We start from the raw sequence: 19,359 nt of genomic DNA, 5'->3' as shown, positions 1-19,359 counted from the left end.
AATGAGTAATCTAATTTATTTATACGGCCTTGTGCCAACAGAAGAAATTGAAAAGAAAACGTTGTCCAACCTCACAGGTTTTGACGAAAAAAGCAGTTTATATTCGTTACCAATTGGCGACATAACGGCCATTGTATGTGCGTTACCAGCAGATGATTATAATGCTGCAACGATTGAAAGCAAACTAAACCAAGACATGGACTGGTTGCAGAATAAAGCATTTCATCATCATGAGACCATTACAGCACTTCACCAACAATATACGTTCATCCCACTGAAGTTTTGTACAATTTATGAGGATACAGCGAACCTTTACGAAACAATCAGATCAAACGAAAAACAGCTTACTAATTCTTTTAAAACCCTTCATGCTAGTGAGGAATGGACCTTAAAGATCTATTGTAATGAACGGAATCTCAGTGAATATATTAAACAATCAGATCCTGCGATCGAGAAACAGAAGGAAGAAATATCTAAACTACCTCGTGGCAGACAATTTTTCGAAAAAAAGAAGATTGATTCCCTAGTTGGTAAACAGCTCGATCAAGAAAAAGACAGATTTGGAGAGACCCTTCATCGATTAGTAAAAGACGTTGCAACAAACTATACCGTAAAGAAAAACTGGAACAAGGATATGACAGGTTTAAAAGAAGAGATGGTTTGGAACAGTGCCTACTTGGTGCCTAAGGAAAAAGTAGAAGATTTTATAAACATCATTTTAAGGTTTGAAAAAGAACAGGCAGACACCGTGTGGAGAATTGAAGCAACAGGGCCTTGGCCGGCATATCATTTCTCCGATTTTTCGCAAAGTGAGGCTAAAAGTCATGCCAACAACGCGTGAAACAATTGCCAATAAAGAAGTAGGTTTAATTGATATTTTGGATGTCATCCTCGACAAAGGGGTTGCCATCAAGGGTGATTTGATTATTTCGATTGCAGGAGTTGATCTAGTCTATCTTGATTTACGTGTACTGATAGCCTCCGTAGAAACACTCGTGCAGTCCTATGATCAGCAAGCAGAGGTTACCTCAGATAATTTCGACAACCAAAGGAGGGATTTGCTCCATGCTACAGGACAGCAAACAGAGTGGACGAATTAACCTTGATCCAGACAGCGCCCAAGACGGACTTGCCCAACTAGTTATGACCGTCATAGAGCTTTTGAGACAAGTAGTGGAACGGCACGCAATCAGACGGGTTGAAGGTGGCACTCTAACCGAAGAGCAAATTGAAGATCTTGGCATCGCCCTTATGAATTTAGAGGAAAAAATGGAAGAACTTAAAGAAATATTTGGTCTGGATGCCGAGGATTTAAATATTGATCTTGGACCATTAGGAAATCTCATGTAATAAAGTGAAACTTCAATCAGTGGGAGTTTTCAATATCCCCCACTGATTGTTAGGTGAACGAATCGGGGTGTTAGCGTCCGTTTACTCCCACTAAAAACTAACTGTTTCTCTTCATGTTTTGAAGTGGGAGTCTTACGGACGGTTGCTCCGGGATAAATAGGAGGGCTGCTATATGCCTGTCGAACAGCAACTACAGCATGGCAACGGACCTAGTAATCTTGTTGATGTCCTGGAAAAAGTATTAGATAAAGGCGTCGTAATAGCTGGAGATATTTCCGTAGGCATAGCCGATGTAGAACTATTAACTATTAAAATTCGGCTTATTGTCTCTTCGGTTGATAAAGCCAAAGAAATAGGAATGGATTGGTGGGAAACAGATCCGTATTTGTCTTCAAAGGCCACGGAGAAAACTACAGCTTTAGAACAAGAGAATAAACAATTGCATGAAAGGCTAAATGCATTAGAAGATAAATTGTCCAAAAATGAATCTACAACACAGTCAACAGGAGGGGAAAAATATGACCAAGGATAAAAACGTTAGCGACAAAAAAGGTGGAGCCATCAAACGAGCTGCAACCGGAGGGGTTGTAGGAGCAACAGTTGGTTATTTATCCGCACCACAGAACAGGGAAAAACTTATGACTAACTTAAGTAAGGAAGTGCTTGTAAACAAAGGGAATCAATTAGGCTCCCTCACTAAAGAAAAATTAAGTACGTTGAAGGATTCAGGAAAGGAAAAATCGACAAACGCTTTTCAAAGCCTAAAAGACTCTACTACCAGTCTATTAAACAAGAAGAAAGATGACGATAGTAATGCAGATACAGATCAAGAGGAGTCCTTCGAATTACCAGAAGCTGATGATGAAGAAGAACTTCAAAATACTGGCGCAACTGATAAAGAGTATGATGCATTAAAAGAAGAAAACGAAGCGTTGCAAACTAGGCTAGATAAACTCGAAGAAAAAATGAATCAGTTCTTGGACGCTCAAAATAAAGAGAACAAGGGAAGCCAGGATGACAACGAAAACCAAGATGATAGTGAAGGCCAAGATGACGACGAAAGCCTAGAAGATAGTGAAGACCAGGATGACAGCGAAAACCAAGATGATAGTGAAAACCAAAAAGATAGTGAAGGCCAGGATGATAGCGAAGACGAAGAAGAGGAAGACGAAGACAACGAGACAGAAACAGAGGATGAGGAAAAGTCTTCGACTAAACTTAATGCAAGTAAGAAGTCCAATAAGGGTAAAAAGGCTTCAGGAAGTAAAAAGACCACTAAGAAACCTAATAAATCTAGCAGTAATACAAAATCTACAAAAGCGAAAAAGAAATCTGCTGATTCTAGCGAAGATGAGACCGATATTGAAAGCAATGACGACACCTCTTCCTAGGCATAAAATATTGAGCAAAAAGGAGAGATATGATGAGTGAATCCTTGATGAAAGATAATATACTATCCTATTTTGTAGTAGCTTCCAATAAGCATGATTTTAATCTCGATATTTCCCTGCTCGTAAATGGAGCACTCGTTTCGGGTACTTTAATCTCTGCACAAGATTATTTTCAGACATTAAGCAAGTCTTTTGAAGACGGTAATGACATTTCCAAAACTGTCGGTGAACAGCTAGCAAAAACGAGCGAATCCTTAGCATCTCAAGACAACCCTGATCAGCCTGAATATATTCATTTGAAAAACTCGCAAATCTATTTCGGGGGAAATAAGCCTACACCTTCAAAAGGAGATATCCTATGGAGAGGAAAACTTAGTGAAGTAGACAGTTTTTTCCTAGGAAAGATCACCGAATCTAAAAATACGAGTAGCAGCAAGTAGACAGATAATATCCACAAAGAAGCAGAACCATCTTACCGAACAGGTGGTTCTGCCTTTACCTTCTTCTTATTCTGTTAAAGCAATCGCCTGTTCAAGTACTTTATCTCCCCGAATCATGCCATAGGCCATCTGATCGATGATTGCTACTTTAATCCCTTTTGGTTCAAGCTGTTCTTTTATCTTCTTTTCTAAATACCTGACCTGGGGACCGATTAGGACTACGTCCAGATTATCCAGGTTGTTTTTTAACTGGGATTCTGCCAGTGCTTCAATATCGGCCTCCAACCCTTTATCTTCGGCAGCGCTTCTCATTTTTTTAACGAGCATTGATGTTGACATGCCAGCAGAGCAAACAAGAATAATTTTCATTTATTTTTCCCCCTCGATTTGTTTCATCTTTTCATACATATCTATCATCTCATTCGCAAGATCTTTCACTGTCATTGCTGTCATCAGATGATCCTGAGCATGAACTAGAATGACAGATACGTCACTTTTCTTTCCCCCTGCCTCATCTTGGAGCAATTTTGTTTGAACGTGATGTGCCTCAGTAAAGGCTTCTTCTGCTTCTTCAATTTTTTCTCTAGCTGCTGTAAACTGATAATTCTTGGCTAGCGTAATTGCTTCCATTGCATAGGAACGAGCGTTTCCAGCATGCAAAATAATTTTAAAGGAAAGCATTTGTAGTTCTTCGATTGTTTCTTCCATCTTCCATCACCCTTCCATTCGTTGTTTAAGCGCACGTACTCCCGCCATGACAAACGGTATATACATGAGTACGGCGAGCGTCAGGTTAAATACTTGGAGCGCAATCCCTCTCCAGCTTCCTCCTGTTACAAGGTATCCACTTAATATCGGCGGTGTGGTCCATGGCAGAATCGCAACTGTTTTAGGTACAATTCCTGTAGCAAGTGCGACATAAGAGGTAACAGTTAACGTCACTGGTATGAGAATAAATGGCAGTAGCATCACTGGATTTAACACGATAGGTAATCCGAAAATGACTGGTTCATTAATATTAAACAACCCTGCCGGCGCTGAAAGTTTCGCAACTTCACGGTATGGATGGTTCTTTTCATGCCGGATAACGATAAAAATTGCAAGTAATAATGCTATGGTCGTCCCGGAACCACCCATGAATACAAAGGAATCTAGAAAAGGCTTGGTTACAATATTTGGCACATCAAAGGCGGACATCCCACTTTGAAATAAATTAAGATTCTGTTCAATTAGTGGCAAGTAAACTGGTTCAATTACGGAACCAATGATATTTGTACCATGTAACCCGAAGAACCACAACAGATGGTTTAAAAAGGACACGACTATCGCTGCTGGCAAGGTGTTACCTAGCCCTTGAAGCGGCTCTTGTATCGCATTAAAAATCATCTCAAAGATACTAATTTCCGCAAAAAAGCTTATAAATGCTTGGAACAGCCCCACGATAATAAGAATAATTGATGCTGGGATCAATGCAGTAAACGAACGGGCTACGCCATCTGGTACCCCTTCTGGCATTTTTATTGTCATCTTTGATCTGATGAGCACTCGAAATAGTTCAGTCAGTACCAATGCGAGTATAATTGCCACAAATAACCCTTGAGCTCCAAGCCATGCAAAGTTCAGCCCCCAGTCAGGTGTTTCCGGCACGAGCATGATGTATGCCGCAGCTGAGATCAATCCTGCTGATAGTCCGTCAATTTCATAGGACTTAGCCAAATTATAAGCAATAGAAAAAGCAATTAACAGACCTAGAACAGCAAATGTTCCATTCCATATGCTCCCCCCTACCTTCTGCCAGTTACCGTCTCCGAAAACTCCATTTAATAAATCTACTAAATTGAAACTGCCAAATGGCGGAAAATTATTAATTAGAATGCCAAGAGATCCAATAATAATTAGTGGCATAATGGCTACAAATCCATCCCGGATTGCTACAAGATGACGTTGTGCCCCAATATGTCCAGCTATTTCAATAAACTTTTGCATAAACTTATTATTCATTCTAATTCCCCCTTGAATTAAATTGTGGTAAATAAGCTTTATGTGCTTCCAGCAGTTCATCAAGCAGTAATTTGCTGCCCTCTTCCTCCCTGACTAGTGGATTCATAAGCATAGCTGTATACGCGTCGTTGTAGTTTCCGGTCAGGCCTGCTCGAACGACAAGCTCTTCAAACGCTTTCATTTCATAAATCATACCCTTTACTTGCGCTGGTAACTGGCCAACTGCAATGGGTATTGGCCCATCCCCAGTGATTAAGGCATTCACCTCAATAATTGCATCATGAGGTAAATCTGGTATGGCCCCATTGTTCATTGTATTAACGGTCTGCACATCCCTCCGATTATTATAAATGGAATCCATCAGGCTGCATGCAACATCACTATAGAATGCCCCTCCTCTCTCTTCTAATTGTTTAGGCTTTTCTCGTAAATCGGGATCTCGATATATGTTAAACAGCGATGTTTCCAGCTGTTGTACAACCTCCGCTCTTGTACCATTTTCCTTAAATGCTTTCATGTCTTTTTTCAAAACTTCCTTCGTTTGGAAATAATATTGATGGTAGGGATTTGGCAATAGGCCGACCGCTTCAATAAACGTTTTAGACCAGCCTAGATTCACAATATTGGCCGGTGAGTAATCCAGTCCCTGCCTTAGTTTTTCCAGCACTTCTGCTGTTCGGTCTTTTCCTGAAACGTTCACCTTGCTCCCAAACACAAAATGATTCAACCCGACAAACTCTATTTGCACAGTATCCGGGTTGACGTTTAATATTTCCGCTGTGGATTGACGCATGTTAAACGGAATATTACAAACGCCAATAACTTTCTTATGAGGAGAATGCTTTAACAACGTCTCCGTAATGATACCTGCCGGATTGGTAAAATTCACAATCCAAGCTTCCGGGCAAATAGAATGCACATCTTCTGCAAGTTCCATCATAACTGGAATTGTTCGCAAAGCCTTGAAAATTCCTCCTGCTCCATTTGTCTCTTGGCCAATAAAACCATGACGTAGTGGAATACGTTCATCCTTCTCCCTAGCTGCCAGTCCTCCCACTCTGATTTGCGTGGAAACAAAGTCCGCGCCTCTTAAGGCCATTTTGCGATCAAGTGTCCAGGACAGGTTAATTGAGAGATGTTGCTTTTCGATCATTCGTTTGGATAGCTCTCCCACAATCTCCAGCTTTTCCTTCCCTTCTTTCACATCCACCAGCACGATGTCGGTCACCGGAAAAGATTGATGTCGCCGAATGATCCCTTCGATTATTTCAGGTGTATAGCTTGATCCCCCGCCGATGATAACAAGTTTTAGTGACATTCCAATGATCTCCTTCTCTCTTTAGTTAAAATTGCTTTCTCTCAATCTGCTTTTCTCTTACTATATGATTGCGCTTACTTGAAAATGTATCATACAAATTTTTATTTGTCCATACAATATAGAACATATTGTTATATTGTAGTTACAACAATAAAATATTGTCATTATATGTATCATCTTGTACACTTTACTTATAGAATGTGTGAAGGAGAAAGATTATGGACAAAAATCAGTCACTACACGCCTTTATCAAAGAAGAAATTTTGAACCGGATTAAATCCGGTCATTATAAAATGGGAGAAAAGATTCCCACCGAACTGGAGCTTTGCACAGATTTCGATGTTAGTAGAACAACAGTTAGAACAGCATTAAACCAATTGACGTTGGAGGGCTATCTGGCGCGTCATCAAGGGAAAGGTACATATGTGGCAGACCCTAAGGTGAAACAAACTTTATCTCAGACTGTGAAGCGTTATAGTGATCAAGTTGCTGTACAAGGAAAGCAGGCAGAAATCTCTGTCCTCGATATTCATGTAATCCCAGCTGATGAAAACCTTACAGGAATGCTGGATATAGAACTTGACGCTGCAGTACAACGAATTGAAAGAGTTCGAAAGGCAGATAAAGAGCCGACACAGTATGAAATTTCCTATATCCCTTGGAAGGTAGCACCAGGAGTAACACCGCATCATGCCGAGACGTCACTATATGCAGCATTAAAAGATCATTTTCATGTACAAATTGCCAAAACCACGGAGCACGTGGAAATTACGTTTGCAGACGACCGAATCTGTAAACATCTACAATGTGAACCAGGCATTCCGCTGTTTTATATTGAGACGGTTGCGGAGGACAAGGATGGTAATAAAATTGAGTTTTCCCGTTCCTACTTTCGGGGAGATAAAACAAACTTTGTTATTGAACGAAATTATCATACAGAAATGTAGTGGAGGAGGAATGAAATGAAGGTTCTTTTTAACGCGGATGATTATGGACTAACAAAAGGGGTAACAGATGGCATTATCACAGCTCATACGAAGGGTGTAATCAGCTCTACGACCCTCATGATGAATGGGCTGGCCGTGGATTATGCGATAGATCAAGCAAGAAAGCATCCAGAGCTTAAGGTAGGGATTCATTTAGTTCTTACCTGGGGAAAATCATTACGTTCTGGGCTGAAGCAGATTACAGACACACAGGGGACGTTTCGTTATAAAAATACCTACCGGGAAATGGAAGTACCCGACTTATTGGAAGTCGAAGCAGAATGGCGTGCACAGCTGGAAGCATTTCAAAATACCGGACTCTCCCTTCACCATATTGACAGCCACCATCATGTTCACGGATGGGAACCGCTACGCGAACTTGTTCTATCACTTGCAAAAGAGTATGAAGTACCAGTACGCTACGCTGCTTCATTAAAACAGCATTCAAGCTATTTGCTAACAGAAATGCTTTGGTTGGAATTTTACGAGGATGGGATTACTTCCAATCTCTTCGACCAGCTTAAGAATGAGAACGCAGCCAGTATTGAAGTCATGACACACCCCGCCTTCGTAGATGATGCCTTGCGTCACGAAAGCTCTTATACCTTAAAACGAGAAGAAGAATTGGAGGTCTTATGTTCCCTCCACGTACCCGAATGGGTGGAGCTTCTATAAGATTAATAGTTTAAAACAGCAGTCTGAATGGTAGTCTGCTGTTTTTCTCTACTTTAACTCTTTCATTTGCGACCACTACCCCTTATACTTTTATCATACAAAGTGAACCTTTATTTGGTGGGAGGCCTACTTCCCTAAATGTTAGTTTTACGAATCGGGGTGTTAGCGTCCGTTTACTCCACTAAAACATCACGGTTTCATTTCATGTTTTAAAATGGGAGTCTTACGGACGGTTGCACCGGGATAATTTTAAAGAAAGCGCGGTAATCAAATGGATGAACGGAGAGTAATTTCCAATGTATGTATGCTCGCTGGAAAGATTATGCTGGAGAGTGGTGCAGAAACCTATCGTGTAGAAGATACGATGAATCGAATGGCGGCTGCTTTTCAATTGACTGAGGCAGAAAGCTATGCAACCCCAACTGGGATTAATTTTTCTACCGACAGTGAGGAAGCCTCCCACTTTCGACGTATCTCAAAGCGTTCAACAGATTTACATAAAATAGCAGAAGTAAATAGTATATCTCGGCAAATTGTGGCAGAAGGACTTGATCCACGAGAAGCGCTTCTATTATTAAAAGGCGTTTCTTCTTCAAAAGAACAGTATCCATCCTGGCTTCTGATTGTAGCTGCTGCTTTTGTTAGTGGCAGCTTTGCCATTATGTTTGGTGGACAATGGCATGATTTCCTGCCAGCATTTTTAGCTGGTGGAGTTGGATTTGCTGCAATGGTCGGCTTTGAGAAGCTCATTGAGACTCGCTTCTTTGCAGAGTTTTTCGCTTCCTTTGTTATTGGCATTCTTGCGGTATGTTGTCTACATTTTTCAATTGGAATAAACCTGGATAAGATTATTATTGGGGCTGTTATGCCACTCGTGCCTGGCCTGCATATCACGAATGCAGTAAGAGATCTTATGGCTGGCCACTTGGTAGCAGGGGTTTCAAAAGGTGTAGAAGCGATGTTGACAGCATTTGCTATCGGGGCAGGAGTCGCTGTGGTCTTTGCCTTTATTTAACAGGAGATTGACTTGAATGAGGTGTTTTTTATGATATTCGCACAATGTATTACTAGTTTCATAGCCGCCGCTGGCTTTGGCATTTTATTTAACGCCCCGCGGAAAGCCCTTATCCAATGTGGACTCGTTGGCATGTTCGGTTGGCTTTTATATTATATTTTAGTAGCAGAAGGCATTGATGTGGTACCCGCTACCGTTTTTGCGGCAATGCTCGTTGCAGTGCTAAGCCATGTTTGTGCAAAGTTGTACCGTACTCCCATTATTATTTTTAATGTTTCTGGAATTATTCCACTTGTGCCAGGGGGCATTGCTTATGATGCGATGCGTAACTTTGTAGAAAATGATTACTTTCATGCGGTTCAGTTATCCGCAAAAGTGATGTTGCTTGCTGGTAGCATTGCCATTGGTCTAATGTTCTCAGAAGTAGTCAATCAACTTTTTCGTAAATCATGGGATTGGTTAAAACCATAAGACAGTTCACTTTTGCTGTATAGGTTTTAAGCTTATGTAAAAGCTAATTAAAAGAGCAAATGACTGTAGAGAACTTTCCTGCTCTAGGGGGTATATTACGCCTTTCATTTAGCTCTAATTTTCGTTATAGTGTATCGCATCGGTTTGATTAGTTGATTTATCATTTTTTTCCTTATAGAATTATGTATTATCTCAAATGAAATGGAGAGGCTTTTTTTGACTAACCTACACACACCTAAAGCAGTTATTGTTATCTTCGGAGCAACAGGGGATTTAGCGAAGCGAAAGCTCTTCCCTTCTATTTATAAATTATATAAGAGTGGTAAAATTGGCGACGATTTCGCAGTCGTTGGCTTGGCAAGAAGACCATGGACCAATGAGGTATTTCGCACGAATGTCAGGGAATCCCTGCAAAATGCACTCTCTATGGAAGAGGATGCAGAAGAGTTTACTTCCCATTTTTACTACCATCCATTCGATGTAACGCAAGCTGAATCCTATACGGAACTTAATGGTTTAATTACCGACTTGGAGTGTACATATAAAACGGATGGTAACAGAATCTTTTATTTGGCCATGGCTCCAGAATACTTCGGGTCTATCGCCCATCGTCTTGAAGAGTATGGCTTGAAAAACAGCGATGGCTGGACACGCCTTGTCATTGAAAAACCGTTCGGTCATGATCTTAAATCAGCAAAAGAATTGAACAAGGAAATTCGAGTAGCATTTAATGAAGATCAAATCTATCGTATTGATCATTATCTAGGCAAGGAAATGGTACAAAACATTGAAGTAATCCGCTTTGCAAATGGTATTTTTGAACACTTGTGGAACAATCGATCGATTTCCAATGTGCAAATTACATCTAGCGAGGAGCTGGGTGTAGAAGATCGCGCACGCTATTATGACCATTCCGGTGCCGCAAGAGATATGGTCCAAAACCATATGCTACAAATGGTAGCATTGCTTGCAATGGAACCGCCAATTAAATTGACCACTGATGAAATACGCTCTGAAAAAGTAAAAGCATTACGCGCATTACGTCAGCTAGAGCCAGAGGAAGTGGACGAGTACTTCGTACGAGGACAATATGGCAAAGGTACGATAAAAGGAAACGAATTAGTTGGATATCGTGAAGAAGCAAATGAGCTTCATGATTCCAATACAGAGACATTCGTTGCCGGCAAGGTAATGATTGATAACTACCGCTGGGCTGGTGTCCCTTTCTATATTCGTACAGGGAAACGGATGGCGGAAAAATGCACAAAAATCGTTGTAGAATTTAAGGATATTCCGATGAACCTTTACTATAAGGAAGAGGCGGAAAAGCATCCTAATTTGCTTGTCATTAATATTCAGCCAAACGAGGGTATCACATTATACCTAAATGCTAAAAAATCTGGTATGGGATCCATGGCAGAGCCAATTCAACTCTCCTACACGAATAATGGCGTTAGTGGTATTAATACCCCAGAGGCTTATGAAAAACTCCTATTTGATTGCATGATTGGGGATACAACTAACTTCACACATTGGGATGAAGTTGCCCATTCTTGGGCTTTTATCGACACTGTCCTAAACAGATGGCAAGAGGTGAAAGCAGACTTCCCTAACTATACTTCCGGATCTATGGGGCCTGATGCAGCAAACCAGCTGTTAGAAAAAGACGGCTTCCACTGGTGGGATGTAGCGAAAAATGAATAGCAAGTGAAGTGAATAATCAGCAGTTCCGTGTTAGGCGGGGCTGCTGTTTTTTTGTGTGCTGTTGGTGACTTGGTGGGCGATGTTCTCACTTTCAAGGCCGATACTCTCCTCCTCTCGGCTGATGTTCTCTCACTCACGCACGATGTTCTCTTACTCTCAGCCGATGTTCCTCCTCACGGCTGATACTCCCCTCCTCTCAGCCGATGTCCCTCTCTTGCACTGCCGATGCTCTCTCACCCTTCTAACCACTAAAAAAAGAGCCCTTCGCCGTAAAGCGAAGAGCTCTTATCCTATTCTATTAAGCCTTTTTTCTTTTTTCTTCTTTTTGTTATTTTTAATGTTAAATCATCAAACAGGGTGTACACCACTGGGATGAGTAGTAGTGTAAAGATACTTGAGACACCAAGTCCAAAGATGATGGTTACTGCTAGCGGTTGTTGTGTTTCCGCTCCTTCCCCTAGTGCGAGGGCAAGTGGAACCATTGCTAGGATAGTTGTTAATGTTGTCATCAAGATTGGGCGCAGTCTGCTTGGTCCTGCTTCTAAGATTGCTTCGTAACGATCTTTACCGTTTCGTCGCAAAATATTAATATAGTCAACCAGTACAATGGAGTTATTTACCACAATACCGGCGAGCATAATAATCCCTATAAATGCTGGGATACTTAATGGGATACCTGCCACAAATAATCCTAGTAGCACCCCGACAACTGTCGTAGGCATTGCAAACATAATGATTAGTGGAAACAGGAAGTTTTCAAACTGAATTGCCATTACCGCGTACACGAGAAAGATGGAAAATACCAAGGCTAATGCCAAATCGGTGAATGACTCTGCCATATCTTGTGCTTGCCCGCCAATGGAATAATTATAACCATCAGGTAAATTCATCTCTTCTAATGCTGCTTCAACATCTGTGACTACGCTTCCGAGATCACGACCCGAAATGTCACTGGTTATATTCAGCTGTGGTTGTTGATTTTCCCTGGTTAATGCTGCTGGTCCCTGCATGCTTTCAAGGTCTGCTACCTCTTCAAGTGGAATAACAGCACCACTTGGCGTTTGAATTTTAGTATCTCGTAAATCATTAATACTTGAGCGTTCGCCCTCAGGGTAGATCATGGTAACATCCATTTCCTGGCCTGCTTCACGATACTGTGTGGCAACTTGGCCAGTAAATTGTAACTGGATTTGTCCAGAGACTTGATCCTGCGTTAATCCATACATTGCTGCTTTTTCTTTGTCTACCACAATGTTCATTTGTGGGATGCCCTCATCCGCCCCACTTTCTGGATTATACACACCTTCTATGTCAGAAATTTTGCTTACGACTTGATCTGAAAGCTCTGTTAGCACCTCATGCTCTGGGCCGTTTAACTGAATTTGAATCGGGTCCCCGGTTCCCATTCCTGAATCCATAGAGCTTACGGTTATTTCTGCTCCGGCAATGTCTTGCAAGGCTTTATCCATATCTTGCACGATATCTGCGGTAGTTTCCTCACGTTCACCTGATGGTGTTAACTGCATCGTGTAAGTGGCTGTATTACCGCCACCGCCACCAATGCCGTTTCCTCCGCCAATGCTGACATAATTGGTTTCAATATCGCTTTCGAAATCTGTAAGTTTTTCATTCACTTGATCTACAATACTTTCGGTATGTTCAAGCGTACTTCCTAACTCTGTCTCGACTCGAACTTCCACTTGGCCTTGGTCTGCCGATGGAATGAATTCTGCCCCAATGAACGGGATAAGACCTAAGCTCGCTACGATCGCTAATATTGATGCGATAACGGATGTTTTTCTATGACCAAGCACCCATTTCAGTACACTACGATACTTGTCGTTTATCCAGCCTAAGAATCGGTCAAACCAGTATCTTCTTCCGTTATCCTCCATTGCTTTTGAGAGCAATTTGGATGAAAGCATCGGCACTAGCGTAACTGCCACAATCAGTGAGGCAATTAACGAGAACGATACCGCTAAAGCCAATGGCGTAAATAGATCGGAAGCAATTCCTTCTACATAAATGATTGGCAAGAATACAACCAATGTTGTCGTCGTAGAAGCAATAACGGCTGGAGCCAGTTCAGATGCACCCTTCGTTGCTGATTCGACGAGACTGTATCCTCGCTTTCGGTAAGAGTATATGTGCTCTAGAATAACGATGGAACTATCCACCATCATACCGAGACCTAACGCCAGTCCGCCTAATGTAAGGATATTTAGTGTTTCTCCTGTAAAGTACATCAATGTAAATGTTGCAATAATGGCAATTGGAATCGATAATCCAATAACCAATGTCGCTCGGACACTCTTTAAGAATAGCAACAAGATAAAGATGGATATAAGACCACCAATGATAATGTTTTGTACAACAGAATCAATTGACATTTGAATAAAGTCTGATGTATCAATGATCACGTCCAATCCAACATCTGCTGGCAGGTTTTCCTTTATCTCTTGTAAACTATCTTCCACAGTAGTGGCAACATCTACCGTATTACTATCGGTTTTTTTAAGGATGGATAACACAACAGAAGGCTTTCCATTTACAAGTGTTGTACTCGACTCCTCTTTAAATGAGTCTTCCACTTTTGCAAGGTCTTCTACATGTACTGTGCTACCGGATTCTGTTTGGATAATCGTTTTTTCAATATCTTCTATCGATTCAAATTGTCCAGTCATTCGAAGCTGTAGATCTTTATTCCCTTGTTCCACAGTTCCGACAGAGGCATTTTGATTCGTGCTCCCCAGTGTCTGGGCAATTGTTTGGGCTGTTACACCATATTGCTGCAAACTTTCCTGGTCTAAAATAAGTTGAATTTCTCTTTCCTTGCTACCTTCAACCGTTACAGAACCTACGCCATCCTGTCTTTCCAAAAGAGGAACTACTTGCTCATCCGCAACTTCGGTTAAAGAGGCGGTGTCCTTCCCTGTTAGTCCAACCCACATGACTGGTAGTTGATCAGGGTTAAAACGCATGATTCTAGGGTCACCTGATTGTCCAGGCAATGTACCGCTAACCTGGTCGATACTTTCCCTAACGTCTAACAATGCCTGATCGAGGTCTGTTCCATTACTGAACATCATCACAACCAAGGACGAACCTGCCTGGGATTGTGACTGTACTGTTTCGATACCTTCTACTGTACTAACAGCTGATTCGATTGGCCGACTGACCAAATTCTCTACTTCTTCTGGCGCAGCATCTTGATAGGATGTAGCTACCACAGCCACTGGTAAATCTATTTTGGGAAATAGATCAATCGTTAGGCTTCGTACGGAAACTACTCCTAGTGCAATGATTGCCAGCACAATCATGATAACGCCAACCGGGCGCTTAACGGATGTATTTACTATTTTCAAAACTTACTCCCCTCCCGTGACGCTCACTTGATCACCATCAGTAAGCCCTAAATGGCCGCTTACTATAATTTGGTCACCTTCTGAAACATCACCTTCAATTGCCGTGTTCTCAGATTGAGTTTCTAGTACCGTTACGACTACCCGCTCGGCTTTATTGTCTTTCACAAGAAAAACAAAGGACTCTTCATTCTCTTCGTTTACAGCCTCTGTAGGTACAATAATTGCATCACTGACTGTCTTCTCAGGGATCTTCATGGATGCAATCACGCCAGGAAGTAAATCCTTCTCCTCATTATTTAAAGTTGCCTGTACGGGGTACAACCCATTTTCACCCGGCATTGAATCCACAGAGCTTATTTCTGCCTCGTATTCCTTGTCAGCTGCCTCGACCTGATGTGTGTCACCAGTTTTCAAAAGGCCAACGACATCTGAAGTCACTGTGAAATTAAGTTTTAATTCAGCTAGGTCTGCAATAACCGCAAACGGTTCTTCTGCACTTACCATCTCTCTCTCTGCTGCGCGAAGTTGTGTCACTTCACCATCTCGGGATGCTCTTATATTTTGGTTACCTGCTGGCGTGGATAAGGTAGCGATCAAATCATCCTCTTCCACCATATCACCATTTTCTACTTCTAGGGAATCTACCTCGCCTGCAGCTTGCAACATAATCGGAGATGTTGAACTAGCCGCTGCCCTGCCGTATAAAGATCTCTCTATAACAAGATTATCCTTCTTAGCTTCCTGTGTTTCTACAGGGATAATCCTTTTTTCCTCTTCTTGATTTGTATCTTCATCCTGATTACAAGCAGCTAAGATTCCAATTAATAAAACTGCTGTAATACCTATCATCCATCTTTTCATGTATGTAGCTCCTCTCCATTCATTCACAATTTATTGTAAAAGTTTAATGCCTGCAATTTTGCTTAGCATATAACTTTCTTTTTTTAAGGTAGGGTGATGATTAAAATGTGCAAGCAATCCTTGGATAACAACCGCTTGACTCTCCTTTTTCTGAAATTCTATTTCCAATGCTTTAATCGCTTCGCCTAAACGTCCTAGTTCCTCTTCTGACACTGAAAGATCAGAAAGCTTTCCTCTAAGCGTGGCAAATATTTCTTCAACAGATGGCATGTTTTCTTTATTATCATCTTGGTTATATTTTTTAGGGATCTGTTTAACCGTAACTAGAGCCGTTTCTTGACGGTGTACCATTCCCTCCATTAGGTCATCAAGCCGTCTGACAATGAAGGCGCCTGCCTCCTTCCTTTCAATCGATACATGGTCAAGCACAATCCACTTAAAGTAGCCATCTAGCAAACCACCTAATTGGATAATTAAATCAATTAAGAAGGGCTTTGCTGTTTCACCATAGATGGCCGTAATATTTTCTTTGAGCCAATTGAAATTCTCCACTTTAAAGTGTTCCATCAGTTTATCTGTATTTTCACCGATCGAGATATTCTCTCGAATTAACATCATAATACTGTCCTTAGACTTATATAAGAAATCAAATAAAACCGTTATTTGATTGGCAAGACTTTCCCTCGGATCATCATTTTCGGCCTTAACCTCATTCATTTTAACAGATAAGTTATGGTGAAAATATTCAAAAGAGGTGGAGATAAAATCCTCCTTAGATTTAAAGTGAATGTAAAAGGCACCTTTCGATATTCCTGATTCGCTAGCTATTTCCTGAATAGATGTATTATAGTATCCTTTCTGAGCAAACAGTCTCATTCCGGTCTCTATCAGCTTCATCTTTTTTTCATTCATTTAAACACCTGTTCCTTTGTACGATTACATATGTAATTAGTTTCAGTTATTTTAATGACTAACTGGTCAGTCATTTTATGTTCCTTATAAGCTTACTAGTTGAAAGCCTCTTTACACAAGTTTTAGGATGTGTCTATTTTGTGACAAACAAATAAGTGCCATGGAATCATGACACTTGTGTGATGAAATACTATACCTCTTTTACACTTTTGTGAGGGCTTGCCTGTTTTAGGCCATAGGTCCTTCATTTTGTTTTACTAGCTATCATCTCTCGTTAAGTGGATGGAAAGGCCGCTCTTCCGAAAATGACGCTACGATTTAAATGTACAATAAGCTGGCTTGTTCTTTTATACTGCATATCAAAGGAGCTCTCTGTCGTGGAAGCATAGATGCCGGTCCCATCTAAAAAGGAAATATAAGTCTTATCCCCTTGTTGTTCATAAGAAGCAATTTGATGGTAAGAAATCCACACACAGTCTTTGTTTTTGGAAGAAGCAGTAGGTATCATATACACACCTTCCTGTGGAATAACAGGAATCGGTAGCTTACTCGATGCTCTAAGAATATCTTTCACTGACTTCTTAATTCCCTCATGGCTAGCACCGAATATCAGACAATTATTGTCGATAATTTGCGTTGGAGTATGAATAGAATGACGTTCTTTACCCGTTTCATAGATTAGAGATTTGTAATAGGACGATTCATGGCTAATAATTGCTTTTGTTTTTGGTGTAATAATGTATACGGATGTTATTGTTTCTCCCATCTCTTACCCCTTCCCCTCAAAGTATGTATGTGTCTATTTTACTATGGATTAACATGATTTGGTATTCATTTTTTTCTGAAATTTAATTTTTTTCATATTAATAAATAATTATGCAGAAGTATGGGCCTCTTCCTCCTTTTTCACCGTAGAATGTTTTTGTATAAGAAAAACGGGAACAACAAATAATGAGTTTAATATTTGTAAGGAGGACTAATCATGGCAGACAAACAAGAACGCAGAGAGAAAACGGACGACATTACAAATAATCATAAGGATAGTGAACAAGACTCTCAGTTACAATCCGGAGATATGGAATCAGCTCAAGGCAATGAAAAAAAAGAAGAGGACAAGAAGAAAGAGGATAAAGATTCTTAAGTCCTTAATACAGGTAAACTTCCCCATATTTTATATGCTATAATGGAGTTAACTTAATTTGGGGGGATTTACGTGGATATTGCAGCACTCTCTATGGCAATGGCTAATCAGCACGTTCGCTCCAATGCTGGTATTGCCGTAATGGATAACTCAATGAAAATGATGGAACAGCAAGGGCAAGGTCTAGTGAAAATGCTCCAACAAGAAAGCCCTGTTGCTCCACACCCTTCTCTCGGTAAACAAATTGACCTAAAAGGGTAAGGGGATCAGACGGGTGTAAACTTTACTTCCGTCAGAAAAGCGTGGCTCTCGCACTAGCGAGTATAGTCGCGCTTTTTTAGTTTTGTAACAAAAGAAAAGCAGAACCACCTTTCTATGATCAACCAGTGGTTTTATACCGCCACGGCAATCAACAAAGTGCTCTGCTTTTAAATTCTAGATGTAATTGGACGAAAGAAGGTTATTGGCTTCCTGCTCCCATGTTTTCTTCTTCGTCTGTTTTATTCTGGTCTTCCGTATCCATGCCCTGATCTTCCTGGTCTGTTCCTGGGTCTCCCTCCATACCGGAGCCGTCACCATTCATACCATCTTGATCATTTGTATTACCGTTATCTTCTTCAACTGGATTCTCATTGTTATTATCATCTTCCTGGTTCATTGGAGCCTCTTCATCAGCAGGATCATTTCCATCATCTGTTCCACATGCTGCAACCAAAGAAATGGCTAATAACGGAGCACCTAGCTTTAATAAAAACTTCTTATTCATTTCATTTCCTCCTTTAAAATGTATGCTATCGCGTTTAGCATAACCATTTTAAAAGAAGTGATACATTTACTATTAGAAAATTTATTTGGTGAAAGTTTTTATTTGGAGCAAACTAATAGCAACGTTAACTTATTATTTTATCGCAAACATAATTTCTGCTTCGCAGGCGACTTCGCCAGCAACCTTTGCAATCCCTTTACCTTTGCCAATTGGCCCTTTTAATCGGGTAATTTCCACTTCTAATTCAAGCTGGTCACCAGGTCTTACTTGACGTTTGAATCGGCATTTATCTACACCGGCAAGAAAGCCGATCTTCCCTTTATTTTCTTCCATGCCAAGCATCGCCATTGCGCCAGCTTGTGCAAGTGCCTCAATAATCAACACTCCTGGCATAACAGCATATTCTGGAAAATGCCCTTGAAAGAATGGTTCGTTGATACTAACATTCTTTAATGCTTTAACATGTTTTCCCTCTTCCATTTCTAACACTTTATCCACTAATAAAAATGGATAACGGTGGGGAATAGTCTCTTTTATTTGTTCAATTTCCATGTTTATTCTCCTATCTTTTAATGGGGTTATGTATATAGTATAGCAAAGAAAAGTTTAAAAACGTTCAAAATAAGGTATTAATCAAAGTAAACCAATTAATAATAAGCAACAACACTCGAAAGGAGGACAACCTCATGCTTTGGACCATTTTAATTATACTACTTATTTTATGGGCTATCGGCTTTGCGTTTGATGTCGCAGGCGGATTAGTGCATATCCTACTTGTAATTGCCCTGGTTGTTTTAATTTACCGTCTCGTAACAGGGAAAAAAATAACCAAGTAACGCACAAAAGCTAAGAGAGCCGTTTAGAAACGTAGCGAATGGACCTTAGCAACTGAGATAAAGGAATCATGCCCTGCAAAAGGGTATGTCGGCGTTGGCCGGCAAGGCCGGTTTTAGTCGACCTACC

At 40.7% G+C, this 19,359-nt stretch carries 24 protein-coding genes; 14 read left to right on the top strand and 10 right to left on the bottom strand.

The genetic code is table 11. The features are described 5' to 3' along the window. The first annotated feature begins 1 nt into the window (after position 1). The 6 genes from ACTWPF_RS03135 (at position 2) to gvpU (ending at position 3,181) form a co-directional block, all read left to right on the top strand. Positions 2-841, top strand: a complete 840-nt coding sequence (locus ACTWPF_RS03135; protein WP_443148250.1) for a GvpL/GvpF family gas vesicle protein — start codon at positions 2-4, stop codon at positions 839-841. After that, positions 825-1,100, top strand: coding sequence for a gas vesicle protein (locus tag ACTWPF_RS03130; protein WP_443148249.1), 276 nt, complete (start codon positions 825-827; stop codon positions 1,098-1,100). Before ACTWPF_RS03135 ends, ACTWPF_RS03130 begins: the two co-directional genes overlap by 17 nt. After that, entirely contained in the window at positions 1,066-1,350 is a 285-nt protein-coding gene (locus ACTWPF_RS03125; RefSeq protein WP_036578424.1) for a gas vesicle protein K, read from the top strand. The genes ACTWPF_RS03130 and ACTWPF_RS03125 overlap by 35 nt, the downstream gene beginning before the upstream one ends. Before the next feature lie 172 nt (positions 1,351-1,522). Continuing rightward, positions 1,523-1,882, top strand: coding sequence for a gas vesicle protein GvpJ (gvpJ, locus tag ACTWPF_RS03120; protein WP_443148248.1), 360 nt, complete (start codon positions 1,523-1,525; stop codon positions 1,880-1,882). Further along, positions 1,869-2,741: a GvpT/GvpP family gas vesicle accessory protein gene (gene gvpT, locus ACTWPF_RS03115; RefSeq protein WP_443148247.1), complete on the top strand. Its 873-nt coding sequence runs from the start codon at positions 1,869-1,871 to the stop codon at positions 2,739-2,741. Before gvpJ ends, gvpT begins: the two co-directional genes overlap by 14 nt. A gap of 32 nt (positions 2,742-2,773) precedes the next feature. Then, the gene (gvpU, locus tag ACTWPF_RS03110; RefSeq protein ID WP_036578428.1) at positions 2,774-3,181 is read left to right on the top strand and encodes a gas vesicle accessory protein GvpU; all 408 of its coding nucleotides are present in this window, start codon (positions 2,774-2,776) and stop codon (positions 3,179-3,181) included. 66 nt (positions 3,182-3,247) lie between these two features. Here gvpU and ACTWPF_RS03105 read toward each other — a convergent pair whose 3' ends face one another. Genes ACTWPF_RS03105 through ACTWPF_RS03090 form a run of 4 tightly spaced genes read right to left on the bottom strand, consistent with a single transcriptional unit; the run spans position 3,248 to position 6,500 of the window. Next, positions 3,248-3,550 (bottom strand): PTS sugar transporter subunit IIB, encoded by a 303-nt coding sequence (locus ACTWPF_RS03105; RefSeq protein WP_161463868.1) that lies wholly within the window; start codon positions 3,548-3,550, stop codon positions 3,248-3,250. After that, positions 3,551-3,889 (bottom strand): PTS lactose/cellobiose transporter subunit IIA, encoded by a 339-nt coding sequence (locus ACTWPF_RS03100; RefSeq protein WP_443148246.1) that lies wholly within the window; start codon positions 3,887-3,889, stop codon positions 3,551-3,553. It lies immediately after the preceding gene. A 6-nt stretch (positions 3,890-3,895) separates the two neighbouring features. After that, positions 3,896-5,182: a PTS sugar transporter subunit IIC gene (locus ACTWPF_RS03095; RefSeq protein ID WP_443148245.1), complete on the bottom strand. Its 1,287-nt coding sequence runs from the start codon at positions 5,180-5,182 to the stop codon at positions 3,896-3,898. A gap of 1 nt (position 5,183) precedes the next feature. Beyond that, positions 5,184-6,500 carry a 6-phospho-beta-glucosidase gene (locus ACTWPF_RS03090; protein ID WP_443148244.1) on the bottom strand — a complete coding sequence of 439 codons (1,317 nt, stop codon included), beginning with the start codon at positions 6,498-6,500 and terminating at the stop codon, positions 5,184-5,186. 218 nt (positions 6,501-6,718) lie between these two features. On the opposite strand from ACTWPF_RS03090, the gene ACTWPF_RS03085 reads away from it, so the two are divergent. The 5 genes from ACTWPF_RS03085 (at position 6,719) to zwf (ending at position 11,351) form a co-directional block, all read left to right on the top strand. Beyond that, positions 6,719-7,447, top strand: coding sequence for a GntR family transcriptional regulator (locus ACTWPF_RS03085; RefSeq protein ID WP_379551258.1), 729 nt, complete (start codon positions 6,719-6,721; stop codon positions 7,445-7,447). A gap of 15 nt (positions 7,448-7,462) precedes the next feature. Next, positions 7,463-8,161 carry a chitin disaccharide deacetylase gene (gene chbG, locus ACTWPF_RS03080; RefSeq protein WP_443148243.1) on the top strand — a complete coding sequence of 233 codons (699 nt, stop codon included), beginning with the start codon at positions 7,463-7,465 and terminating at the stop codon, positions 8,159-8,161. Positions 8,162-8,432: 271 nt separating this feature from the next. Then, positions 8,433-9,176: a threonine/serine exporter family protein gene (locus ACTWPF_RS03075; protein WP_443148242.1), complete on the top strand. Its 744-nt coding sequence runs from the start codon at positions 8,433-8,435 to the stop codon at positions 9,174-9,176. Between the two features lie 12 nt (positions 9,177-9,188). Then, positions 9,189-9,647, top strand: coding sequence for a threonine/serine exporter family protein (locus ACTWPF_RS03070; protein WP_202606593.1), 459 nt, complete (start codon positions 9,189-9,191; stop codon positions 9,645-9,647). 201 nt (positions 9,648-9,848) lie between these two features. Then, positions 9,849-11,351, top strand: a complete 1,503-nt coding sequence (zwf, locus tag ACTWPF_RS03065; protein WP_443148241.1) for a glucose-6-phosphate dehydrogenase — start codon at positions 9,849-9,851, stop codon at positions 11,349-11,351. Positions 11,352-11,641: 290 nt separating this feature from the next. Here the strand turns inward: zwf and ACTWPF_RS03060 are convergent, their stop codons facing one another. The 4 genes from ACTWPF_RS03060 to ACTWPF_RS03045 form a co-directional block, all read right to left on the bottom strand. Further along, positions 11,642-14,716, bottom strand: a complete 3,075-nt coding sequence (locus ACTWPF_RS03060) for an efflux RND transporter permease subunit (protein ID WP_443148240.1) — start codon at positions 14,714-14,716, stop codon at positions 11,642-11,644. 3 nt (positions 14,717-14,719) lie between these two features. Beyond that, positions 14,720-15,577: an efflux RND transporter periplasmic adaptor subunit gene (locus ACTWPF_RS03055; protein WP_443148239.1), complete on the bottom strand. Its 858-nt coding sequence runs from the start codon at positions 15,575-15,577 to the stop codon at positions 14,720-14,722. Positions 15,578-15,607: 30 nt separating this feature from the next. Beyond that, positions 15,608-16,489 carry a TetR/AcrR family transcriptional regulator gene (locus tag ACTWPF_RS03050; protein WP_443148238.1) on the bottom strand — a complete coding sequence of 294 codons (882 nt, stop codon included), beginning with the start codon at positions 16,487-16,489 and terminating at the stop codon, positions 15,608-15,610. A 274-nt stretch (positions 16,490-16,763) separates the two neighbouring features. Continuing rightward, positions 16,764-17,255: a competence protein ComK gene (locus tag ACTWPF_RS03045; RefSeq protein WP_106898002.1), complete on the bottom strand. Its 492-nt coding sequence runs from the start codon at positions 17,253-17,255 to the stop codon at positions 16,764-16,766. A gap of 216 nt (positions 17,256-17,471) precedes the next feature. On the opposite strand from ACTWPF_RS03045, the gene ACTWPF_RS03040 reads away from it, so the two are divergent. Next, positions 17,472-17,630 carry a hypothetical protein gene (locus ACTWPF_RS03040; protein WP_238017989.1) on the top strand — a complete coding sequence of 53 codons (159 nt, stop codon included), beginning with the start codon at positions 17,472-17,474 and terminating at the stop codon, positions 17,628-17,630. A 72-nt stretch (positions 17,631-17,702) separates the two neighbouring features. Next, the gene (locus ACTWPF_RS03035; protein WP_106898003.1) at positions 17,703-17,891 is read left to right on the top strand and encodes a YjfB family protein; all 189 of its coding nucleotides are present in this window, start codon (positions 17,703-17,705) and stop codon (positions 17,889-17,891) included. Between the two features lie 199 nt (positions 17,892-18,090). Here the strand turns inward: ACTWPF_RS03035 and ACTWPF_RS03030 are convergent, their stop codons facing one another. Together ACTWPF_RS03030 and fabZ are read right to left on the bottom strand one after the other, a co-directional pair. Beyond that, on the bottom strand, positions 18,091-18,396 hold the full coding sequence (locus ACTWPF_RS03030; protein WP_106898004.1) for a hypothetical protein: 306 nt from the start codon (positions 18,394-18,396) through the stop codon (positions 18,091-18,093). Positions 18,397-18,528: 132 nt separating this feature from the next. Continuing rightward, a complete protein-coding gene (fabZ, locus tag ACTWPF_RS03025; protein WP_106898005.1) occupies positions 18,529-18,948 on the bottom strand; it encodes a 3-hydroxyacyl-ACP dehydratase FabZ in 420 nt (139 codons plus the stop codon). Between the two features lie 134 nt (positions 18,949-19,082). Here fabZ and ACTWPF_RS03020 point away from each other — a divergent pair, with 134 nt between their 5' ends. Then, complete coding sequence (locus tag ACTWPF_RS03020; protein ID WP_106898006.1) at positions 19,083-19,232, top strand: lmo0937 family membrane protein; 150 nt, start codon at positions 19,083-19,085, stop codon at positions 19,230-19,232. The last annotated feature ends 127 nt before the right edge of the window (positions 19,233-19,359 follow it).

Origin of the sequence: Oceanobacillus sp. M65 (assembly GCF_052246275.1) — a bacterium.
GTDB classification, from domain to species: Bacteria; Bacillota; Bacilli; order Bacillales; family Amphibacillaceae; genus Oceanobacillus_B; species Oceanobacillus_B jordanicus.
Note: the sequence above shows the minus strand (reverse complement) of the source record. Positions and strands in the feature narration are given on the sequence as shown.